This window comes from Variovorax sp. H27-G14, from assembly GCF_046156345.1.
Taxonomy (GTDB): domain Bacteria; phylum Pseudomonadota; class Gammaproteobacteria; order Burkholderiales; family Burkholderiaceae_C; genus Variovorax.
Genome location: NZ_JAYLVN010000017.1, coordinates 54612 through 75538, shown reverse-complemented (window position 1 = coordinate 75538; position 20927 = coordinate 54612). Strand labels below are relative to the sequence as shown.

At 63.8% G+C, this 20927-nt stretch carries 25 protein-coding genes and 1 tRNA gene; 25 read left to right on the top strand and 1 reads right to left on the bottom strand.

The window, feature by feature from the left end:
• Positions 1-33: 33 nt before the first annotated feature.
• Positions 34-267, bottom strand: a complete 234-nt coding sequence (locus VLK31_RS28290; RefSeq protein ID WP_409171804.1) for a hypothetical protein — start codon at positions 265-267, stop codon at positions 34-36.
• A 99-nt stretch (positions 268-366) separates the two neighbouring features.
• Here VLK31_RS28290 and VLK31_RS28285 point away from each other — a divergent pair.
• The 25 genes from VLK31_RS28285 (at position 367) to VLK31_RS28165 (ending at position 20890) form a co-directional block, all read left to right on the top strand.
• Positions 367-443: transfer RNA gene (locus VLK31_RS28285), tRNA-Met, on the top strand.
• A 156-nt stretch (positions 444-599) separates the two neighbouring features.
• Complete coding sequence (locus VLK31_RS28280) at positions 600-791, top strand: hypothetical protein (protein WP_409171803.1); 192 nt, start codon at positions 600-602, stop codon at positions 789-791.
• 44 nt (positions 792-835) lie between these two features.
• On the top strand, positions 836-1165 hold the full coding sequence (locus VLK31_RS28275; RefSeq protein ID WP_409171802.1) for an HNH endonuclease: 330 nt from the start codon (positions 836-838) through the stop codon (positions 1163-1165).
• Between the two features lie 168 nt (positions 1166-1333).
• Positions 1334-1654, top strand: a complete 321-nt coding sequence (locus VLK31_RS28270; RefSeq protein WP_409171801.1) for a hypothetical protein — start codon at positions 1334-1336, stop codon at positions 1652-1654.
• The gene (locus VLK31_RS28265) at positions 1654-3363 is read left to right on the top strand and encodes a terminase large subunit (protein ID WP_409171800.1); all 1710 of its coding nucleotides are present in this window, start codon (positions 1654-1656) and stop codon (positions 3361-3363) included. Before VLK31_RS28270 ends, VLK31_RS28265 begins: the two co-directional genes overlap by 1 nt.
• Entirely contained in the window at positions 3363-4670 is a 1308-nt protein-coding gene (locus VLK31_RS28260; RefSeq protein WP_409171799.1) for a phage portal protein, read from the top strand. Before VLK31_RS28265 ends, VLK31_RS28260 begins: the two co-directional genes overlap by 1 nt.
• Positions 4636-5388, top strand: coding sequence for a head maturation protease, ClpP-related (locus VLK31_RS28255; RefSeq protein ID WP_409171798.1), 753 nt, complete (start codon positions 4636-4638; stop codon positions 5386-5388). Before VLK31_RS28260 ends, VLK31_RS28255 begins: the two co-directional genes overlap by 35 nt.
• Before the next feature lie 90 nt (positions 5389-5478).
• Entirely contained in the window at positions 5479-6729 is a 1251-nt protein-coding gene (locus VLK31_RS28250) for a phage major capsid protein (protein ID WP_409171797.1), read from the top strand.
• A gap of 58 nt (positions 6730-6787) precedes the next feature.
• On the top strand, positions 6788-7240 hold the full coding sequence (locus tag VLK31_RS28245) for a hypothetical protein (protein WP_409171796.1): 453 nt from the start codon (positions 6788-6790) through the stop codon (positions 7238-7240).
• Between the two features lie 3 nt (positions 7241-7243).
• Positions 7244-7567 carry a head-tail connector protein gene (locus VLK31_RS28240; RefSeq protein ID WP_409171795.1) on the top strand — a complete coding sequence of 108 codons (324 nt, stop codon included), beginning with the start codon at positions 7244-7246 and terminating at the stop codon, positions 7565-7567.
• 1 nt (position 7568) lies between these two features.
• Positions 7569-7889, top strand: coding sequence for a phage head closure protein (locus VLK31_RS28235; RefSeq protein ID WP_409171794.1), 321 nt, complete (start codon positions 7569-7571; stop codon positions 7887-7889).
• Complete coding sequence (locus VLK31_RS28230) at positions 7886-8476, top strand: HK97 gp10 family phage protein (protein WP_409171793.1); 591 nt, start codon at positions 7886-7888, stop codon at positions 8474-8476. The genes VLK31_RS28235 and VLK31_RS28230 overlap by 4 nt, the downstream gene beginning before the upstream one ends.
• Positions 8473-8826 (top strand): DUF3168 domain-containing protein, encoded by a 354-nt coding sequence (locus tag VLK31_RS28225; protein ID WP_409171792.1) that lies wholly within the window; start codon positions 8473-8475, stop codon positions 8824-8826. The genes VLK31_RS28230 and VLK31_RS28225 overlap by 4 nt, the downstream gene beginning before the upstream one ends.
• 119 nt (positions 8827-8945) lie before the next feature.
• Positions 8946-9596 (top strand): phage tail tube protein, encoded by a 651-nt coding sequence (locus VLK31_RS28220; RefSeq protein WP_409171791.1) that lies wholly within the window; start codon positions 8946-8948, stop codon positions 9594-9596.
• Positions 9597-9700: 104 nt separating this feature from the next.
• A complete protein-coding gene (locus tag VLK31_RS28215; protein WP_409171790.1) occupies positions 9701-10093 on the top strand; it encodes a phage tail assembly chaperone in 393 nt (130 codons plus the stop codon).
• Positions 10090-10413, top strand: coding sequence for a DUF1799 domain-containing protein (locus tag VLK31_RS28210; RefSeq protein ID WP_409171877.1), 324 nt, complete (start codon positions 10090-10092; stop codon positions 10411-10413). The genes VLK31_RS28215 and VLK31_RS28210 overlap by 4 nt, the downstream gene beginning before the upstream one ends.
• 9 nt (positions 10414-10422) lie before the next feature.
• Positions 10423-15729, top strand: a complete 5307-nt coding sequence (locus VLK31_RS28205; protein ID WP_409171789.1) for a phage tail length tape measure family protein — start codon at positions 10423-10425, stop codon at positions 15727-15729.
• Positions 15726-16613 carry a hypothetical protein gene (locus tag VLK31_RS28200; protein ID WP_409171788.1) on the top strand — a complete coding sequence of 296 codons (888 nt, stop codon included), beginning with the start codon at positions 15726-15728 and terminating at the stop codon, positions 16611-16613. Before VLK31_RS28205 ends, VLK31_RS28200 begins: the two co-directional genes overlap by 4 nt.
• A 9-nt stretch (positions 16614-16622) precedes the next feature.
• On the top strand, positions 16623-17552 hold the full coding sequence (locus VLK31_RS28195; RefSeq protein ID WP_409171787.1) for a hypothetical protein: 930 nt from the start codon (positions 16623-16625) through the stop codon (positions 17550-17552).
• Positions 17549-18313 (top strand): hypothetical protein, encoded by a 765-nt coding sequence (locus VLK31_RS28190; RefSeq protein ID WP_409171786.1) that lies wholly within the window; start codon positions 17549-17551, stop codon positions 18311-18313. The genes VLK31_RS28195 and VLK31_RS28190 overlap by 4 nt, the downstream gene beginning before the upstream one ends.
• 9 nt (positions 18314-18322) lie before the next feature.
• The gene (locus VLK31_RS28185; protein ID WP_409171785.1) at positions 18323-18760 is read left to right on the top strand and encodes a hypothetical protein; all 438 of its coding nucleotides are present in this window, start codon (positions 18323-18325) and stop codon (positions 18758-18760) included.
• A gap of 62 nt (positions 18761-18822) precedes the next feature.
• Positions 18823-19056, top strand: coding sequence for a hypothetical protein (locus VLK31_RS28180; RefSeq protein ID WP_409171784.1), 234 nt, complete (start codon positions 18823-18825; stop codon positions 19054-19056).
• A complete protein-coding gene (locus VLK31_RS28175; protein WP_409171783.1) occupies positions 18990-19577 on the top strand; it encodes a lysozyme in 588 nt (195 codons plus the stop codon). Before VLK31_RS28180 ends, VLK31_RS28175 begins: the two co-directional genes overlap by 67 nt.
• The gene (locus tag VLK31_RS28170) at positions 19574-20167 is read left to right on the top strand and encodes a hypothetical protein (protein WP_409171782.1); all 594 of its coding nucleotides are present in this window, start codon (positions 19574-19576) and stop codon (positions 20165-20167) included. The genes VLK31_RS28175 and VLK31_RS28170 overlap by 4 nt, the downstream gene beginning before the upstream one ends.
• Before the next feature lie 555 nt (positions 20168-20722).
• Positions 20723-20890, top strand: a complete 168-nt coding sequence (locus VLK31_RS28165) for a hypothetical protein (RefSeq protein WP_409171781.1) — start codon at positions 20723-20725, stop codon at positions 20888-20890.
• The last annotated feature ends 37 nt before the right edge of the window (positions 20891-20927 follow it).

The following is a 20927-nucleotide window of genomic DNA, read 5'->3' as shown; positions in this document are numbered from 1 at the left end:
CCGCCCTGCGCAAGCCCGGCGGGTTTTTCAGTCTCAGGCGATCTCGCTGCTCTCTCGCGCGAGTTCGACGTGTCCGGCTATCGTGATGTGCGATATGACCGCGACTTCGTGCGGACTGAACCGATCACTCATGAGCAATGGCGGAGAAATGTCCGCCTCGATGAGGCCTGTGGCCTTCAGCACGGCAACGCGCTTCATGACCTCGCGATCTGTCACATAGACAGGAAACGACCGTAGCGCGATGTCGCGAAGGAATTTGAGGGGCATGAGAAGTCTTTTCTCTGTTGAGGCCTTTTGTTTGCGAATCGTAATGGAAGCTTCCACCTTTGCACCTCCGCGAAAATACGTAGATGGCTTTCTAGTTTCTGCGGGATAGCTCAGCCAGGTAGAGCAGCGGGCTCATAATCCGCGCGTCGTCGGATCGAAGCCGACTCCCGCATCCATTCATCCCCGACTTTCCGCGCAGCTTGAGCGCGCCCGCTGCGGGCAAACAGTGGGATCTAACCGCGGCTGCACCACCGTCATCAAGCGCGGTTGCGAACGGCAGCCACCAGCGCCCAACGGCGTAGCCCGATGGTTGGCAGAACACAAGGGACTTCATGGCTACAACGCAACGACCCACCGCGCTACTGACCATCGAGTCCGATGGCCTTCTGCATCGTGTCCTGCTGCCTGACGGTAGCGAGCTGGCCGGAGTGACCCGGGCCGACATCGAGCTGCGACCCAACGAGTGCACCGTGCTCCGTCTTGAGATCGCCCGCTTCAATGCGGCAATCAAGGACGAGGCCTGAGCGTTTCGCGTGGAACACATGGCACTCGCAACCCTCAACCCGACATGAGTCCACGCATCCCGGCAGCAGCCACGCGTATCAGCATGGCGACCTCCGCCCGCATGCAGAAGGCGCCGCGCATCGCTGCCACACCACGCACCCGAGGCCGCAAGTGGATGACGCGCCGAGAGCGCTGGCTGATGGCCAACCCTCTGTGCATCGCCTGCCACGCCGAGGGCAGAGTGATGCAGGCTCAGGAAGTCGATCACCGCATCCCATTGTGGGCAGGCGGTCAGGACGACGAGAGCAACTACCAATCGCTGTGCATCGAGCATCACAAGGCCAAGACGGCGCGTGAGTCGAAGGACAGGGCAAGGTCGTGCGCGGGTCTGTAGCGTGGCTCCACGGCCCGCCTGACGCGGCTCAGACCCATCCTCGAAGGGGCCGAGAGACCAGAGGGGTAGGGGGGTGTCGAAAGGCTGAGGCGCCTGGCCCGGAAACCGCCCTGTACCGCACGCGCAGAAAATTTCTCCCCTATTCAAATTAATCAAATGGAGTAAGCCATGCCCGGAGTCAAAGGACGGAGCGGCGGCGCCCGTCCTGGGGCTGGCCGACCGAAGAAGGACCCTGCCGACGATCTGACTATCGCCACCAGCGGCGAGCAGACGCCGGCAGAGTTCCTTGCGACAGTGATGAACAGCAATATGGTGGCCGACAAGTTGCGGATCGATGCGGCCAAGGCGCTGCTGTCCGCCGAGGTGCGTCGTGCAGAAAACAGCGGCAAGAAGGAGGCGAAAGCTGCTGCGGCCAAAACCGCCGGGGCTGGGAAGTTCGCCTCCGCCGCGCCGCCGAAACTGGTCGCCGCCGGCGGCAGGAAGGTCTGATGCCTGAGTGGTCTACGGCCTGCCCAGATTGGGCAGCTCGGTTGCGCTCGGGCCGCTCGATCATTCCCACTCCGATTTTCCCTGACGAGGCGAAGGCGGGGTTGGCAGTGATGCGCGAACTGCACATCGTGGATGCGCCGGGCAGTCCGAAGATCGGCGACGCGAGCGGTCAGTGGGTTTTCGACTTGGCCGCCTCGATTTTCGGGGCTTACGACGCCGAGAGCGGTCGGCGGCTCATCACGGAATGGTTCGTGATGTTGCCGAAGAAGAATTTCAAGTCCGGCTTGGCTGCATCGATCATGCTGACGATGCTGATCCGCAACTGGCGGAAGTCGGCGGAGTTCACCATCCTTGCGCCAACCTTGGAGGTTGCAAACAACAGTTTTGGCCCCGCCAAGGACATGGTGCTCCACGCGGAAGAGGATGAAGAGGGCGAGTCGTACAGCGAGTTGGCCGACCTGGTGCATGTGCAGACGCACATCAAGACGCTCACCCATCGGGAGATGAACTCGACGCTCAAAGTGATCGCTGCAGATGCGAACACTGCTGCGGGCAAGAAATCGGTCGGCGTCTTGGTCGAGGAGCTATGGCTGTTCGGAAAGCAGGCGAACGCGAAAGACATGCTTCGCGAAGCGACGGGTGGACTGGCAGCGCGCCCCGAAGGCTTCATCATCTATATCACCACCCAGAGCGATGAGCCGCCGGCGGGCGTCTTTAAAGAGAAACTCGAATACGCGCGCAATGTGCGCGACGGAAAGATCAACGACCCGCAGTTTCTCCCGATCCTGTTTGAACACCCGCCCGAGCTCGTGGCGAGCGGCGAGGCCAAGCGCCTCGAAAACCTGCCGATGGTGAACCCGAATCTCGGGTACTCGGTGGATCGTGCATACCTGGAGCGGGAGTTCAGGAAAGCGGAGGCGGAGGGCGAGGCATCGCTGAAGGGGTTCCTCGCCAAGTACGGGAACGTCGAAGTGGGCTTGAACCTGCGCAGCGATCGCTGGCTTGGCGCCGACTTCTGGGAGGCCGCGTCTATCTCGGTGTTCACGCTGGAAGAGCTGCTGGCTCGCTGCGAAGTTGTCACGGTAGGCATCGACGGTGGCGGTCTGGACGACATGCTTGGCCTGTGCGTGTTGGGTCGAGAGATTGGCGGTACTCGGTGGCTTGTCTGGTCAAAGGCCTGGCTGCACCCTATTGCGCTGGAGCGCCGCAAGTCGGAGGAATCGCGCTATCGCGACTTCGCCAAGGACGGCGACCTCTCGCTGGTGTCTCAGGTGGGGCGGGATCTGTTCGAAGTGGTAGCCATCGTCACCACCGTGGCGGATTCCGGCCTGCTGGACAAGGTGGGCGTAGACCGGGCTGGGCTCGGCGGCATCTACGACGCGCTGGTGGGCACTGACGACGAACCGGGGCCCGTAGAAAAGGGCGACGTGGTGGGTATTCCTCAAGGCTGGCAGTTGCAGGGCGCGATCAAGACGGCAGAGCGCCGCACCGCCGCGCGCACGCTGGTGCACGGCGGGCGTGCGCTGATGGCGTGGTGCGTAGGAAATGCCAAGGTGGTGGCGGTCGGAAACGCCATCTCCATCACCAAGCAGGCCAGCGGGTTCGCCAAGATCGATCCGCTGATGGCCTTGTTCGACGCCGTGTACCTCATGGCCCTGAATCCGGAGGCGAAGGCCGGCCCGGCGATCTATTCCCTGGAGCTGAGCTGATGCCCGAAGTACTTGATCTCACCGCGAAGCCGCACGCGAGTCGCGTGCTCGGAAGCTGGATCGCCGGCCGTGAAGGCGCGGCGGACCGCGCCGGCCTGGTCGCGCTTGGCGAGAACGCAGTGGAGACGGGCTCGCTCACTATCGGCGAGTTGACGAGCCTGCTGGGAGCCGCTCATCGGTCGGTGGCCGGCGTCCCGGTCAACCGGGAGACTTCGAGCCGGGTGTCTGTGGTCTATGCCGGCGTTTCGCTCGTGGCCGGCGCCATCGCTTCCATGCCGCTGGGCATCTACGATCGCACGACCCGCGACAAGGTCGAGCACGATTACTGGTATCTGTTGAACGAGCGGGCTTCGGACGGCTGGTCAGCCTTCACGTTCTGGGAGTACCTGATCAGCTCGAAGCTGTATCACGGCGACGGCTTCGGCCGCCTGCTGCGGTCCAGCGTGCGCAGCTCGAAAATCATCGGTATGGAGCCGCTGCACCCGCTGTCTGTGGACCCGTTTCGCCACAACGGGCGCGTGCTCTACCGAGTCAACCCCATCGATGGGAGCCCGGCATACACGGCGGACAGCGCCGACATCATCCACCTCCCAAGCCTGGGCTTCGATGGCCTGCGCAGCCCGAGCCCTATCACGCATGCCGGCCGCGAGGTCATCGGCGCGGCCATTGCGGCACAGGACTACAGCAGCCGCTTCTTTGCAGGCGGCGCGAACATTGACTATGCGTTGAAGACAGCCAGCCGGCTGACGAATACCCAGCTGACGGAACTCAAAGCATCCTTGCTGGCGCGTGCATCGAACGGCGGACGCGGCCCGCTGATCCTGTCGGGCGGCTTGGAGCCAGCCCAGCTGTCGATCAACAGCAAGGATGCGGAAATCTTGGCGACCCGCATGTTCAGCGTGGAGGAGATCTCCCGCCTCCTGGGCGTGCCGCCGCACATGATCGGCCACACCAGCAAGCAAACCAGCTTCGGCGCCGGCATGGAACAGCAGGGCATGGGCTTCGTGCGCTACACGCTGCAGCGCCACCTGACGCCATGCGCGCAGGAGCTCAACGCGAAGTTCTGGCCTGTGCGCGAGCGTTTGTTCGTCGAGCACCTGGTTGAGTCGCTTGAACGAGCTGACCTGAAGACCCGGTACGAGGCCTACCGCATCGCGATGGGCCGAGCTGGCGAGCAACCTTGGATGGACGCTGATGAAGTGCGCCGCCGCGAGAACATGCCCGCCAACCCGGGGCTGAAGACGAACTCCGGCGCCGCCGGCAAGGAACACGATGAACCGATTAAAGTTGCTCGAACTACTGAATGACAACCGCCGACCCTTCACGCCCATCGAGGCGCGTGTGGTAGCTCGGGGCGAGGACGCGGCAATCTATCTGTACGACCCCATCGTCGGCGACCGATTGACTGCGGAATGGTGGGGCGGCATTTGCCCGCAGGATTTTGTCCCGGCATTGCGCGGGCTGGAAGCTAACCGCATCACGCTTTACACGAACTGCCCCGGCGGTGATGTATTCGCAGCGGAGGCCATGTGCCAGGCGCTGCGCGAGCATCCGGCCAAGATCACGATGCAGATCGAGGGCTACGCTGCGAGCGCCGCGACAAGCATTGCCTGCGCATGTGATGAAGTGGTGGCTACCAAGGGCTCGAAGTACATGATCCACCAGACTTGGACGCTGGCCATGGGCAATGCCGACGACATGACCGCCGTGGCTGAGTTGCTGCGCAAGTGCGACGACACCATGTACGACGAGTACATTGCCAAGACGGGGCTCGACCGTGAGCGGATCGAGGCCTGGTGCAACGCTGAGACGTGGTTCACCGCCGGCCAGGCGCAGGAACACGGCTTCATCGATTCGGTCCTGGAGACCGCGCCAAAGGCCGCCGCGCGGCAATGGAATCTGTCCGCCTATGCCAACGCGCCTCGCATTGAGCAACCGGCACCCGAGCCAGCAATGGCTACCGAAGAACACCGCGCCCGCCAGCAGCAGCGCCTGAGCATGCTGGCCCGCGTCGCCAATCAGTAAGCGCCTCGCGCAACTGAGACAGCCGCCCACGAGGCGGCTTTTTTTCGTCCCTACGACCTGCGCGAGCGGTCAAACCTCTGAAAGACTCCCATGAGCAAACTTGCACAACTGCGCGCCCAGCGCGACACCAAGGCCCGTGCCGCGGCCGAACTCAACGCCAAGACGCCGGCCGACCAGCGCATGCCGGCAGCCGATGCTTCGGCCCTGGACGGCATCCTGGCCGAGATCGAGGCAGTCGACGCGGAAATTGCGCGTGAAACCCGTGTCGCGCAGATCGCCGGCGACGCGCACGCCGAGCACGAGCTTGCCTTGAACGGGGCGATCCATCAGGGCGGCGGCAATCCGGCCAACGCCGAGGCCGCTGCGTTGCGCGCCATGCTGGGTGGTGGGCTGTCCGCGCTGTCGCAAGACCAGCGCAGTGCGATGGCTGCGCGACAGAACCCGGACATCCGCGCTGCGATGTCCACCACGACGGGCTCGGAAGGCGGCTACACGGTGGCCACCGAGTTCAGCCGCACTCTGCTGCAGGCCATGAAAGAGATGGGTGGCGTGCGCGAGGTGGCAAGCACCATCCAGACCGCCACCGGCGCGCAGATGCTTTTCCCTACGACCGATGCAAGCTCGGAAGAAGGCGAAATCGTCGGGCAGAACGCCACGGCGAACGTTGGCGAGACGACCTTCGGTCAGCTCAGCCTGGACGTGTACAAGTATTCGTCCAAGTCAATCGCTCTGCCCTTCGAGCTGCTGCAGGATTCGATGTTCGACATCGAGGCTTACATCAAGACGCTGCTGGCGCTGCGCCTGGGCCGCATCCAGGCCCGCCACCAGACAGTGGGCACCGGCACGGCTCAGCCGCGCGGCATCGCCACGGCAGCGCCTGTCGGCAAGATCGGTGCTACCGGCCAAGTCGCCACCGTCACCTACGACGATCTTGTGGACCTGGAGCACTCGGTGGACCCGATCTACCGTGGTGCTGGCCGCTGGATGTTCCACGACGACGTGCTGAAGGGCGTGCGCAAGCTGAAGGACACGAACGGTCGCCCGATCTTCGTTCCCGGGTATGAAACCGGCAATCCTGGTGGTGCGCCCGACCGTTTGCTGGGTCGCCAGCTCGTCATCAACCAGAAGATGCCTGCGCCCGCGGCCAGCGCCAAGTCGGTGCTGTTCGGCGACTTCAGCAAGTACCTGATCCGCGACGTGATGGACGTGACGCTGTTCCGCATGACCGACAGCGCATACACGCTGAAGGGCCAAGTGGGCTTCGTCGCCTTCTGCCGCTCCGGCGGCAACCTGCTGGATGTCGGCGGCGCGGTGAAGGCTTACCAGCACCCCGCGACCTGATGCGGCCACCCGGCTCCGGCCGGGCATCTTCATTCCCTCCACTTCAAGGAATCTCATCATGGCTACGAAGCAACAACCCACTTCCACAGTGCCCAATGGCAAGGGCGAAGAAGTCACCATTTCCGACGATAAGCTCAACACGGCGGAAGACCCGAAGACAGCCAACGGCGACACCGTGCGCAAGGAAAATGGAATCTCGGCCTCGGCGACTGCAGAGCAGATCCTCGCGAACGGAGGCAAGGACACGACCGACCACACACTGAAATCCACCCAGCACCCCGACGTGCCGGCCGTGCCCGACCAGGCGGCTGCACAGGCCTCGGCCAAAAGCAAGAAGGTGACCGGCCGCGTGCTGGTTGCCATCACGCTGGGGGCCCAGCGCTGGGAGCCGAACGACATCATCGAGGACGTGCCGGAATCGCTCGTAGGCGACTCCGTCGACGCCCACGAGGATGCAGTCGCCTATGCGCGAGAACAGGGCTTCCTCGTCAAGGCTTACGCGCCCGAGTAAAGCATGGTGAAGATCGACCTCGCCGCAGCGAAGGTTCACCTTCGGGTGGACGACGGCACCGAAGAGAATTCACTCATCGAAGTGTGGATCAAGGCCGCCTATCTCGCCGTCGAGGGGAAGATCTTCCGCAAGGTCTATGGCGAAACGGTGCCAGCCGAAGACCTCACTGGCGTGCTCGCCGACGAGGCGATCAACTCTGCCGTGCTGCTGATCCTGGGCCATCTGTACGTGCACCGCGAGGCAGTACAAGACGGCACTCGAGTCGAAGTGCCGATGGGCGCGGAGTGGCTCCTGACGCCGTACATCAACTTCGAAGGCGGGGCCTGACATGCGCGCCGGTGACCTGAACCGCAAGATCGCTATCCAGAAGAGGGGTGGCGGTGCGGACGAGTGGGGTACGCCCCTGCCTGATGCGTGGGTGGACGTGTGCAAGCCCTGGGCGAGTATCAGGCACCTGTCTGGAACGGAGACCATCAAGGCTGATGCTGCCACTTCAACCGTTCGCGCCTCGATCCGCATTCGCTACCGATCCGACATCGATGCCGGCATGCGGGTGGTGCACGGAGCGACGGTGTATGCCATCAAGGCAGTGATGCCTGACGAGGCGCGGCGAGAGTCCGTGGATCTGGTCGTGGAGGTGGTGACGTGACGACGCTTCGAAGTCGGAACGGCAAGCATGCGCTGACCGGAAAGAACAGTTTTTCGATTGACGCAGACACCTCTGGGCTGGACGCTTACCTTGACACGCTGGGTGATGCCGTAGAAGAGGCAGTGCGCCCTGCTGCCCAAGCTGGTGCGCAAGTCCTGTATGAGCGCGTCCGCATGAACGTCGCAGCCCTTGGCGCCAAGACTGGCAACCTTGCACGCTCGATTTACCAGGTCTACAGCACCACAGAAAGCGCCAATGCCAAGGCGACCTATCACGTCAGCTGGAACCATCGCACCGCGCCGCATGGCCACCTCGTGGAGTACGGCTACCTTCAGCGCTACCGCTACTACAAGGGAGGCGACGGGGCGATCCGGCCGATGGTTCGTCCTGGCATGGAGGGCCGGCGCAAGCCTGGTCGCCGCGCCAGCGCCTCGGAGAAAGCCGCGTACTACGTCACCCTGCCAACGCCGATTCAAGTGCCCGGCAAGGCGTTCGTGCGCAGCGCGGAAGCCGCGATGGAGCAAGCCATCAAGGCCGCAGAGATCGAACTTTTCCGGCGCATCAACGAAGGGGCGAAGCTGGCATGAGCCTTGAATCGGAACTCACCTCGGCCTTGCTCGCCAAGTGCCCACGTACCTTTCCAGTGGTGGCCACGTTCGGCACACCGTTGCCCTACGTTGTTTGGCAGCACGCTGGTGGTCGCACCACCCGGTACGCGGACAACACCGCCGCTGGCAAGCGCAACGCCTTGATCCAGGTCACGGTGTGGGCCGGCACCCCAATGGCGGCTATGGCGCTGCTGCGCTCTATCGAGGACGCGCTGTGCGCGCATGCGGACTTGCAAGTTGACCCGCAAGGCGAGCCCGTCAATGCCTACGACGACGGCGACGAGCTGTCGGGCTACCTGCAAACCTTTTCCATTTGGGGCGAGAGATAGCGCCCTGAGCCAAGTTCAAGCGACCCCGAGCCATTCGGAGCCGCTTTTCGTTGCCCATTTCGGGCGTCATCAACCGCCGGCCATCGCGCCGGCTTTTTTATTCCCGAAAGGAATCTTCCATGGCTCAAGTACTCACGGGCAGCACGTTCCACGTCGCTACCGCTTTCGGCACCTCCAAGGTGGTCAGCGGCATCTCCAACGCTGCCGAAGCCGTCATATCGTGCCCGACGCACGACTTCTCGGCCGGCGAAATCGTAGAAATCACCAGTGGCTGGGGTCGCCTCAATCTGCGCGCGTTCCGTGTCAAGTCGGTCATTGCCGGCACGTCGTTCGTTCTCGAAGGTGCCGACACCACGAACACCAACTTCTTCGCCACGGGCACCGGTGGTGGCTCGGTGCGCAAGGTCATGACCTTCACCCAGGTGCTGACGGTGATGAACCCCACCACCAGCGGTGGCGAACCGAAGAAGGTCGAATACAAGTTCGTCGAGTCGGATGTGTCGTATTCGATCAACGACGGCTTCAGCGCTGTCGACTACGCGATGGACCTGGATGCAGACAGCATCGGCAGCGCGGGCTACAACGCGCTGAAGGCCCTCACCGACGTGCAGACCAACACGATCCTGAAGGTTGTCACGCGCTCGGGCTCCCTGTCTTTCCAGCCCTGCACTGTGGCGCTGAACGAGGCCGTGACCATGGCCGACGGCCAGATCAACAAGGTCAAGGCCAGCTTCAGCGGCAACAACCGCGGCACCCGTTACGCGGCCTGAGCGCGTTGCCACCAACCCCGTCTTGAGCGATCAGGGCGGGGTTTTTTCATGCCCGCCTGGTCGCTCCAGGTCTGGGCCTTTTTCCCTTCACAGAAAGAATCACCATGGCAGTCAAGATCACCCTGGGCAATCGCCCGAAGTCCTTCACCAAGAAGGTTGAATTTCCGATGCTCGACGGCACCACCGGCGCCATCAACATCACCTACAAGCACCGCACGCGGTCCGAGTTCGGCGCCTTCATCGACGAGATCCTCGATGCAGCCGGCGAGAAGAAGAAGGCCGATGGCGACGACGAGAAATTCAGCATGGCCGCGCTCATGAAGAAGACCGGCGGCGCCAACAGCGACTACATCCTCAAGGTCGTCGACGCCTGGGACCTCGAAGCCGACCTCACCCCGGCCAACGTGCAGCAGCTCGCGGACGAACTCCCCGCGGCAACGAACGCGATCATGGAGACCTATCGGATCGCCATCACTGAAGGCCGCCTGGGAAACTGAAGGCGGCGGCGGAGGCGCTGTGCTGGCGCACTCCGACTGAGGAGGAGGCCGTAGCGGTTGGCTTCCTGCCGGAAGACCTCGCGCCGCCGGACGTCTCGCTCTGGCCTGAGAACGTCCCCGCCTTCACGCTGTTTCGCCGGATGCAAAGCCAGTGGGTCTATATCTCCGGCGGCATGGGGCCGCCCATCGTCAGCGGCCTCAATTACCTCGTGCTCTTTGCCTTCATGGACCGCATGGAGCTGAGCAACGCTGAATTCGAAGATCTCTTCGAAGACGTTCAAACCCTCGAATACGCTGGCCTTGCGGTCATGCGCGATTGACACGACACCATGGCCACTGAAGATCGCAAAGTACAGCTTGGCGTCGTCGTTGATGCGAGCGACGCCAAGGCTGGCTTCAACGAAATCAAAGACGGCGCCAAGGACATGGCGCAGGCTGTCACCAAGGCCGGCAAAGATGCCGGACAGGGCCTTTCCGGCATCGGTGAAGGCGTTGGCCCCGCTGTCGAAAAGCTAACCAGAGGGCAGTCCGCGCTGCTTGAGCAAATCAAGCGCACGTCCATCGGCGTGACGGAAGGCAAAGCTGCGCTGACTGAGTACAAAGCTTCGGCAGCGGGAATCGGCGATTTCGCAGCGCCTTACATCTCCAAACTTCGCGAGGCTGAGCGCGGCCAGGCCGACCTCGGCATGTCCGCCAAGGCAACCGCCGCCGCACTGCGAGGCATTCCAGCGCAGATGACCGACATCGTGGTCAGCCTGCAAGGCGGTCAAGCACCCCTCACGGTGTTGCTGCAGCAGGGCGGACAGCTCAAAGACATGTTCGGCGGCGTCGTGCCAGCGGCCAAGGCACTGGGCGGCGCCGTCCTTGGCCTGATCAACCCCTTCACTGTCGCCGCCGCAGCAGCCGCAGTGCTGGGCTATGCATTCATCAAGGGTCAGCAGGAATCGCAGGAGTACAGCAAGGCGTTGATCCTGTCGGGCAACGCGGCGGGCACTACCGTTCGCCAGCTGCAGGGTATGGCCACCAACATCGCTGCGGTGACTGGCTCGCAGTCGCAGGGTGCAGCCGCGCTCGCAGCGTTCGCGGCGTCGGGGGACGTAGGGGCATCGAGCCTTGAGCGTTTCTCCCTGGCTGCGATCAAGTTTGAGAAGACCACGGGCAGCGCCGTGGCATCGACCGTCAAGCAGTTCGAGGAGCTGAAGAAATCGCCCCTCGAAGCCTCGCTGAAGCTGAACGAGTCGATGAACTACCTGACGGTCGGCATCTACAACCAGATCAAGGCGCTAGAGGAGCAAGGCAAGACGACAGAGGCCGCCAACCTCGCTCAGAAGACCTTCGCCGACACGCTCGATAGCCGCAGCACCGCCATCACGCAAAACCTCGGAAGCATCGAGCGCGGCTGGCTCGCCGTGAAGAGGGCTGTGTCTGGTGCCGTCGATGAGTTGCTGAAGGTCGGCCGCGCAGCCACCCCGGCTGACGGCATGGCCGAGTTGCAGCGCCGCATTGCCACCGAAGAGGCGAAGCTGGCGAACAAGGGCTTCGGCTCGACGGGTGGTGGGGCGGCTACGGGCATGGCAATGAGCCCAGGCCGGCTGGCAGAGATCCAGGCTGGCGTCGACGCCATGAAGGAACAGCTCTCGATTGCGAAGCGCGTCGAGGAGACGAAGGCCGGCATCGCGCGGCAAGATGCCACCAGCGCCGCCAACGTCAAGGCGCTGGCTGGCTGGGACAAGGAAGGCGATCAGTTCAAACAAAACAGCCAGAAGCGCACAGAGGCTGTCCTGAAGGCAGAGATCGAGGGCCGCGAGCTGCTCAACAAGAAGCTCATCACCCAGAAGGACTACGAGCAGCGCATCGCCGACATCAAGGAGAAATACAAGGACCCGAAGGGCCCAGCCACGCCCGCTGGTGTGACCTTCTCCGACAGCTCGCTCGCAGACCTCAAGGCGAAGCTGAGTGCGTCCAAGGACTACTTGGCGCAGCTCAAGCTGGAAGGCAGCGCCGCAAAGGAGCTCAACGAGGGCCAGAAGCTCGCAGCCTCCCTCGCGGAGCGCCTGACCTTGGCAACCACCGACAAGGCTCGCGCGAGCCTGACTGCCGCCAAAGCCATTGCCGATCAGTGGGGCGAGACGCTCAAGCAAACCGAAGCCGAGAAGGCCGCTATCAAGGCCAAGAAGGAGTTCGAGGCCGAGCGGCAGAAGGGACTCGTGGCGCAGGAATCGGAGATCCTGAAGATTCAGGAAAAGGCTTCGGCTACGCGGGATGAGATCGATGCCTACGGCCTCGGAAAAGAAGCCCTCGCGGCGCTCACCATCCAGCGCCTGGAAGACAGGAAGGCCGTGCTTGCCGGCTTCCCAGGCAGCGAGGCTGAGATCGATCAGATCAATCGCAAGATCGCCGCGCTGACAACACTCGGACAGACCCAGGATGTGCTTTCTGGGATGAAGCTCGACACCAAGGAAAGCGACCAGTCTTTCAAGGAGCTAGAAAGATACTTCGATCCAACGAAAGCGCAGCGGTTTGGCGATGCGCTGGCAGGCTCGTTCAACAAGGCCGGCAATTCGCTCGACAAGATGATCAAGTCGTTGCAGAACTATGGCACACGCGCCGAGACCATCGAGAAAGCACGTCTGCAGAACGCCCGAGCATTGGCCGACGGCAAGCAGTCAGAAATCGAAACTAATCAGAAGAGCGCCTCGCTGGACTCCGACTCGCTGAAGAACCAAATTGGTCTGTTTGGTGACCTGGCCGACAGCGCTTCAGCCTTCTTTGAGAAGAACAGCGCCGGCTACCGCACGCTGCAGACGGTTTCGGCCGTGTTCCATGCGGCGCAGTTTGCGCTCCAGGCACAAGACATGGTCCAGAAGGCCATCAGCGCTGTGCTCACACAGGGCACCGGTGATCCGTACTCCGCCTTCGCGCGCATGGCTGCCATGGCTGCGTTTGTGGGCGCGCTCGGTGTGTCGGTCGGCGGCGGTGGTGGTGGCGGGGGCGGCGAAGGCAGCGGCTACAAGGGCATTGCCCAGGGCGGGACCGGCACCGTGCTCGGCATGGAGAACGACCCCTCGAAGTCCATCGGCAACAGCCTGGACATCCTGGCCGACAACAGCCGCATCGAGCTGACCGTGAGCCAGCGCATGCTGTCCGAGATGACGCAAGTCAAGGAAGGCATCATGGGCTTGGCGGGCAAGGCCAGCAGCGACTTCTTCATTCGCGGCATGGCAGGCGGCAGCTTCGGCGATGACTTCCTGGATTCGGGCATCGGGTTCTTCCCGGGTCAGACCATCAACGACATCATCAGCAAGGGCGTTGCCGGCATCGGCTTCAACCTGATCTTCGACCAGGGCGCCAAAGCCATCTGGAAGGAACTCGACCCCGAGTTCAAGAGCGGCGTGGGCGCCGTGCTCGGCAACGTGTTCGACACCATCATGTCGGCCGCTGACAACCTGAGCCTGAACGATCCGGACATCAAGGAGCGCATGCTGTCGCTCATTCCGACGCTGGGCGACACGTCGACTTACGCGATGAACGGCGTGACCGGGCAGGGCGGCGGGCTGGTGTCTTTGAAGGACAAGAGCGGCAAGGAGATCCAGGAGGAGCTTGAGGCCATCTTCTCCGCAGTCGGTGACCAGATGGCGGGCGCTGCGCTGCCGTCGCTGAAAGTGTTTCAGCGCGTCGGCGAGGGCATGTTCGAGACCCTGGTGCGCGTCACTACCGGTATTGAAAGCGCGAACTACTCGCTGGAGCAGTTCGGCATCACCGCCATCGACTACACCGACATCGTGCGCAAGTCGGGCGACATCGCGACCGAGATCATCCGCCAGTCGACCATGGCGCTGGAGCAAGGCGCAGACGGCTCGCTCACCGGTGTGGGCCGCATCCTCGAACTGTTCGAAGGCACGTCCGACGACATGCTGACGCTGTACACCACGCTGATGGATGTGCGCGGTGCCATGCGCAACGTGGGGGCTGAAGCCATGGACCTGAGCGCCATGATGGTGCGCGGGGCCGGCGGCATCGACAAGCTGCAAAGCGGCCTCGGCGACTACTTCGATGCGTTCTTCACTGACGCAGAGAAGGCTGCGGCGGGTCAGGCCCGTCTGGCGGAGCAGTTCAAAATCATCGGGCAGGTCGTGCCGGGGAGCATCCAGGCGTTCCGCGACCAGGTGCAGGCCATCGACACCAGCACCGATGCGGGCGCAAAGCTGTTCGGCCAGCTCATGGCGTTGTCCGGTGCCTTTGCCGATGTGCAGGACAGCATCAAGGCAGTCGCTGACAAGCGCAACGAGATCGAGATCGCCATCCTGCGCGCGCAGGGCGATGAGCTCGGCGCCGTCGCACGCGAGCGCGCCAACGAGCTTGCCGCCCTTGCCAAGCTCGATCCGAGCCTGGCTGCGCTGCAGGGCAGCCTGTACGCCATCAGCGACGCGGCCGATGCTGCTGCGGTCGCGACGGCTGCTGCCGCGGCCGCGCAGAACGCTGCCGCCACCAACTTCTTCAAGCCCATTGACTACCAGGCGGCCGTCAACGGCTTCGTCACGAACGGCACCGCCGCGATTGACAAGTTGCTGGGTGGCGTGAAAGACAGCGCGGCCGCCGCGCAAATCGCGTCCGCCCAGGGCGCCGCCGCATCAGCCAAGGCTGCAGTCACCGCATGGGAGTCCTCGGCCAACAGCATCCGTAGCGTGCTCGAGCGCATCCGCGCCGACAACGCGAACTTCGTCGAGCCGACCCTGCAGTATTCCCGCGTCAAGCTGGAATTCGACGCGGCAGCCGCTGCCGCCATGGGCGGTGATCTCGACCAGGCCAAGCTTGTCGGTGCGCTGGGCGAAAGCTTCCTCAAGGTCTCCGAGCAGACCAGCGGCTCGCGCGTGGACTACCTGCGAGACCGTGCGCTCACCGAAGCCAAGCTGGCGCTCACGCTCGACAAGGCCGATTCGCAGATCTCGATCCAGCAGGCCATCGCCGACGCCGGCACGGCCCAGGTCGCGCAACTGCAGGCGCTCAATGCCAACCTCACGGGCTTCGCAGCCCAGGCCTTCGAGCTGCTCAGCAAGAGCTACCCCACAGCCGACCGCGGGACAGCCGAAGGCATCGTGGCCACGTTGGCGAGCATGCAGGCCAAGCAGGATGCGTTCTTCACCAACGACGAAGGCACCAAGTACCACTACAGCGGCCTGGGCGGCGAAGCCGACTTCGTGCGCCTGGCCGGCAACATGGCCGCGTTCATCAACAGCGATGGCTCCAGCAGCTTCTTCCGCCAGACCGACAGCATCCTCGAAGTTGCCAAGCGCATCCCTGAGCTGCGAGCGATCTGGGAGAAAGAATTCGGCATCAAGCTGCCGGCGTTTGCGAGCGGCGGCCTGCACATGGGCGGCGCGCGCCTGGTGGGCGAAAACGGGCCCGAGATCGAGATCACCGGCCCGTCGCGCATCCTGAACGCGCGGCAGACGAGCTCGTTGCTGGGCGGTGGGAGCGATCTGGTGGAGGCCATGCGCGAGGTGCAGCGCATCCTGCGAGAAGGCAACCTGGATCGGCGCAGCGGTGCTGCCGCAAGCGTGCGGTCCACGAACCAGATCGTCAAAAAGCTCGACGCGGTCACAGACGGCGGCGATACCCTGAAGGTGACCGTATGAGAGTGATTCTTCCGACGGTCATCACGCCGGCGACGCTCACGGCGAGCAACGTGCTGGAGAACGATGCGCCCGCCTGGTCAAGCACAGTGACCTACACCAAGGGTCAAACGGTGCTGGTCGATCGCAAGGTGTACGAGGCGCTGGGCGTCGGCACCAACCTCAACAAGCCACCTGCGACCGAGCCGACGTTCTGGCTCGATACGGGCTTCGACAACCGCTGGCGGATGTTCGACCAGAAGGTGGGCACGCTGACCGAACGTGCGACGCCGCTGGTCGTCAAACTCACGCCGGGCATCGTCTCCGACATGGCCTTGCTCAACGTCGACGCGGAATCGGTCGACGTAGTTATGAAGCTGGGAAGCGCGACCGTGTGGTCAGCGAGCATGGATCTGCGCAGCAGCGAGACCGTGCTGGACTGGTACGACTACTTCTTCATGCCGTTCCGCGCGAAGACCGACGCTGTATTCACGGACATGCCGCCCTACGCCACGGCCGAGCTCACGATCACCATCGCAAAGCCGCTGAACCCGGTGGCGGTCGGCACGCTGATCGTGGGCACAGCCATCAACCTTGGCGGAACGCTCAGCTCGCCAAAGATCGGCATCAACGACTACAGCAAGAAAGAGCCTGACCTCTGGGGCGATTACTACGTTGTCGAGCGCGCCTTCAGCAAGCGCATGAGCGCCGAGGTGCTGGTCGACAACAAGATGCTCGACGAGGTGTTCCGCACGCTCGCGAAGTACCGGGCCACGCCGCTGCTGTGGAGCGGCGGCATTGGCCGCTTCAGCTCGCTCATCGTCTACGGCTTCTACAAGTCGTTCGAACTCGACATCGCGTTTTCTACCCACTCGCACTGCTCCCTCGACATCGAGGGCCTCACCTGAGAGACCACTATGCCCGCACCCCAGATCACTCCATTGCCGACACCGCCGACGCGGTCCGATCCAGCCAACTTTGCCGCACGGGGCGACGCCCTGATGACGGCGCTCCCTGTCTTTGTCACCGAGACCAATGCGCTCGCGACCAACCTGACGGCCCTGAACGACGCCGCAGGCACCGCAGCCGCCTCCGCCAGCACGTCGGCCGGTACTTCGGCCACAGCGCGCGACGCGTCTATCGCGGCCGCCGCAGCCGCTGCAGCCAGTGCCGTCACAGCCGCCGCCGCTCCCGGTGCGCCTGGCACCAGCACCTCCAGCGTGCTCATCGGCGTGGGTGTCAAGACGCTCACCACGCAGGCCTCGAAGCTGCTCGCTGCGGGCCAATGGGTCAACGTGGCGCGCACGAGCGACCCCAGCAATACCCGAATGCTCGGCCTGGTCAGCAGCTACGACGCGGCAACTGGCGTCCTGAACTTCACCGTGGCGGCGGATGGTGCCACGGGCGCCGGCACATTCACCGACTGGACGATCACGGCAGCCGGCACGCCCGTCAGTGCGGCTGCGCTCGCGGCGAAGCTCGACAAGACCAACGGCACCACCAAGGGCGTCAACGTCACGCTCGTGGATCTGGGCACCATCGCTGCGGCGGGCACTGCCACCGTCGACTTCAACGCTGCAGATGTCCACCGCATCCAGGCTGGCGGCAACATCACCATTGCCGCCAGCAATGTTCCTGGCGCCAACATCATGGCTGAGCGCTTGATCCTGGCTGTGAACTTCGGCGGCAAGACGACTGCATGGCCCGCGGGCAACTGGCCCAAGGCAGACGGCAGCCCCTCGGTGTCGCCTTCGGCGGCAGGCGTGACGTTCCAGACCGCTGGCACCGACCGCATCCTGGTGTGGACCGAGGGCAGCACGGGCCTGAACTTCAAGGTGATGCGATGAGGCTGATGCGCTTCGGTTTCAATGGTGGGGGCTTCGTGTTCAACGACACCGTGGCGGCCGATACAACCTCCTACAACCTGGCCGGTCGCGCAACGAGCGCCGGATGGGACGGCGTGCTCGCCCTGATTGCAACCGTCACGATCAATGCGGGGGTTCGCCTCACCGCTGCTGGAGCAAACCTGTCTACCTTTGAAGCGAGCGGCCCCTTCCCTGCTGGCAGTAGCCTCGCACTCGTGCTGCAACCCGGCGCACGCATATACGGGCGGGGGGGCGACGGTGGCGCAGGGGGAATCGGCCCAGGGGGCGCGGCAAGCAGCGGCGGGGCAGGCGGGGTGGGGCTCAGCGTGGGCCTTCCAACCAGCGTCAACAACGACGGGACGATAGCGGGCGGCGGTGGCGGTGGCGGTGGCGGAGGCGCAGGCACTTTGATCACGTCGCAGTGGGGTCGAGGTGGAGGCGGTGGCGGCGGCGCTCCTGGCGGCACGGGCTACCCAGCGCAAGCCGGGACCGGTAGCACGGGACCGGCGGGGGCGGGCGGCAACGCAACTGAAACCACGGGCGGCGCCGGGGGCGGCGGCTCGGTTCAAGGCGGCCAAGGCGGCGCCGGTGGCGGCTTGGGCGTCGCAGGCGGCAACGGCACGACGGGCACCGGGGGCAGCAGCACTGCTGGAGCTGCTGGCGGTGCAGCAGGCGCGGCCGTCGTCGGGAACAGCAATATCAACTGGATTGCCACGGGTACGCGCCTGGGCGCCATCACGTAAGGACACTTCGTGCAAATCAAACTCATCGAGACGGGCGAAGTCATGAACGTCGCTGCTTTCTACGACCTCCACCCCGGCGTCGGGTTCGCCCAGCCGATCACCGACGAGGTGCTGGCCGACTTTGGTGCACACGTCTACACGCCGCCGGTCATCGTGCCGCCCATCGTGGTCCGGCCGCTCACCATGGCCGATGTGCAGAAGGCTGTGCAGGAGCGCTTGGACGAGTTCGCGCGCACGCGGAACTACGACAGCATCTTGAGCGCGTGCACATACGTGACCAGCGCGGTGCCGAAGTTCAAGGCTGAAGGGGAAGCCGCGATCCAGGCGCGTGATGCGGCCTGGCACGCCTGCTACGGGATCCTCACAGAGGTGCAGGGCGGCGCCCGCCCGATGCCGACCCTGGACGAGGTGCTCGCTGAGCTGCCGGCGCTGCTGTGGTCCGAATGATGCTCGCGCACCCATCCCATCAAACCCGCTTCGGCGGGTTTTTCTTTGCCTGAAAGGACGGCATGAAACAAGAACTCAAAGACATTGCAACCGAACTCGTCGTAAGAACCGCGCCCGCCGGCGGCATCGCTTGGTACGCCGACATCAGCTGGACCGGCTTTCTTACCGGCGTGCTGGTCGTGCTGCAAATCGCGTACCTGGTGCGCAAGTGGTGGCGCGAGGAATCTGAGTGGGGGCAGAAGATCAAGGACTGGGCCGCGCGGCAGGGGCTGACCAAGCCGGGGGGGCTGTCGTGAGCGGCCGCGCGCAACTGGTCATGAAGGTGGCCGCGCCGCTGGTGCTGGGCGGCGCCGCGCTGCTCGGCGCAATGCACCGCTGGGAGGATCAGCGCCTGGTGGTCTACGCCGACAAGCTGGCCGGCGGCCTGCCGACTTATTGCAGTGGGCGCACCCAGCCGCCGCGACCGGTGGGCGAGCGGCTGACGCAGTCCCAGTGCGACGCGATCGACAAGCAGACCGCCACCGAGTACGGCCGCGCGGTGCTGGCGTGTATTCCGGCCGACAGGTTCGACCAGAACAGCCTTGACGCCTTCACCCTGTTCGCCATCAACGTGGGCAAGCAGGGCGCTTGCGGCTCGCGCGCGGCGCAACTGCTGCGCGACGGCAACCGCGAGGCCGCGTGCCGGGCGCTCGCGCGCGGGCCGGATGGGCGGCCGGTGTGGAGCTTCGCTGGTGGCGTGTTCGTGCAGGGCTTGCAGAACCGTCGGCAGTACGAGGCGAACTGGTGCTTGACGCTGGCGGAGGCGGAGGCGGGATGATGCTGACCGACCTCAAGGCCATCCTGATCTACATCCTGGCAGCGCTCGTACTGGTGCTGGGCCTGTCGACCTTGGAGTACCGGCGAATGTTCAAGGCCACGGACTTCGCGCTCACCACCCAGAACGGCGCCATCAAGGCGCGCAACGAGGAGGCCGGCCGCCGGATCGAGCAACTCACCAACCAACGCGACGCCCTGCAGGGCCAACTCGACAAGCGCCATGCCGCGCAGGAGAATTCAGATGCTCAAGCTGTCACGCAAATTGCTGCTGATGATCGCCAGCAGCGCAGTGCTCCTGTGCGCGTCCGGGTGCTCGACTGCACCCGTGATGCCGGGCCTGGTGGTGGAGGCGCCGCAGGTAGTGCTGCCCCCGGTGCCGAAGCTGGTGCAACAGACGCCAACTCGGCCAGTGGGCTACTTCCGAAAGAAGGTGCTGGACGCCTTGCAGACGCCCTGACCGAGGTGGAGGGCATGAGCGCTGCCTATGCGTCCTGCCGGGCGGATCTGTTCAGCGTTCGGGGCTCGGCGCCGCCCGATTCTGGCCCCGCAGACTACGCGCTACCAGTGGGCCGGCTGCTCCCTAAGCCTTGATCGAGCGGGCACGAAAAAGCCCGCACGAGGCGGGCAAAGGGACAGCCCCTTGGGTTTGAGGAGAACTTGCAAACTGTCCGCTTCAAGTCTACGCCACTGAGGGCATGGAAAGCCGCTTTACCTGCGCGTTCTGCCGGCCGGAGGTTTCATTGCGAGGAGCTTGCCGCGGCTCAATGCACGGTCTACCGGCTAGGCGCAAAAAAAGGCCCGTCGAAGCGGGCATAAATGACAGCCGTGGGTGGAGGGAGCTGGGATACGTCGGCTGTCCCCAACTTTAATTGTAACGCTCAGAAGCTATCACGCCATGTAGGTTCACCTCGTGCGCGTTTTCGGGAGGTAGCCAAGAAAGACTAATTTTCAAAGGTCAAACGGCTGAATCAGGACATATAACGCATCTTCAAGCCTCTTATAGCCAGAACTGGGTATACGCATACATGTAACTTTGCGCTTAAATCAGTACATTTTGTGAAAAATTTGCAATTAGGGGCAATATGTACAGATCTAGATTTCGGCTTGCGGGGCTCATAGCGGCAACGCTTCTCGCTGGCGTAGTCCATGCGCAAGGAGTTCAACTTGGCAGCGGCGGAAATGGTGCAACTGGAAACGCAATTTTTCCGGGGCAGGCTGGTGCAGGAGGAGCAGCTGGGCAGCCTGGCTCCAGCGGTACAGGCTTATTTGCAGGTGCTGGAGGTGCGCCGGGTATGGGAGGCGAAAGAGGCGTGAATGGAGCAGGTGGCGGTGGTTCTCTCGCGGCTGCTGG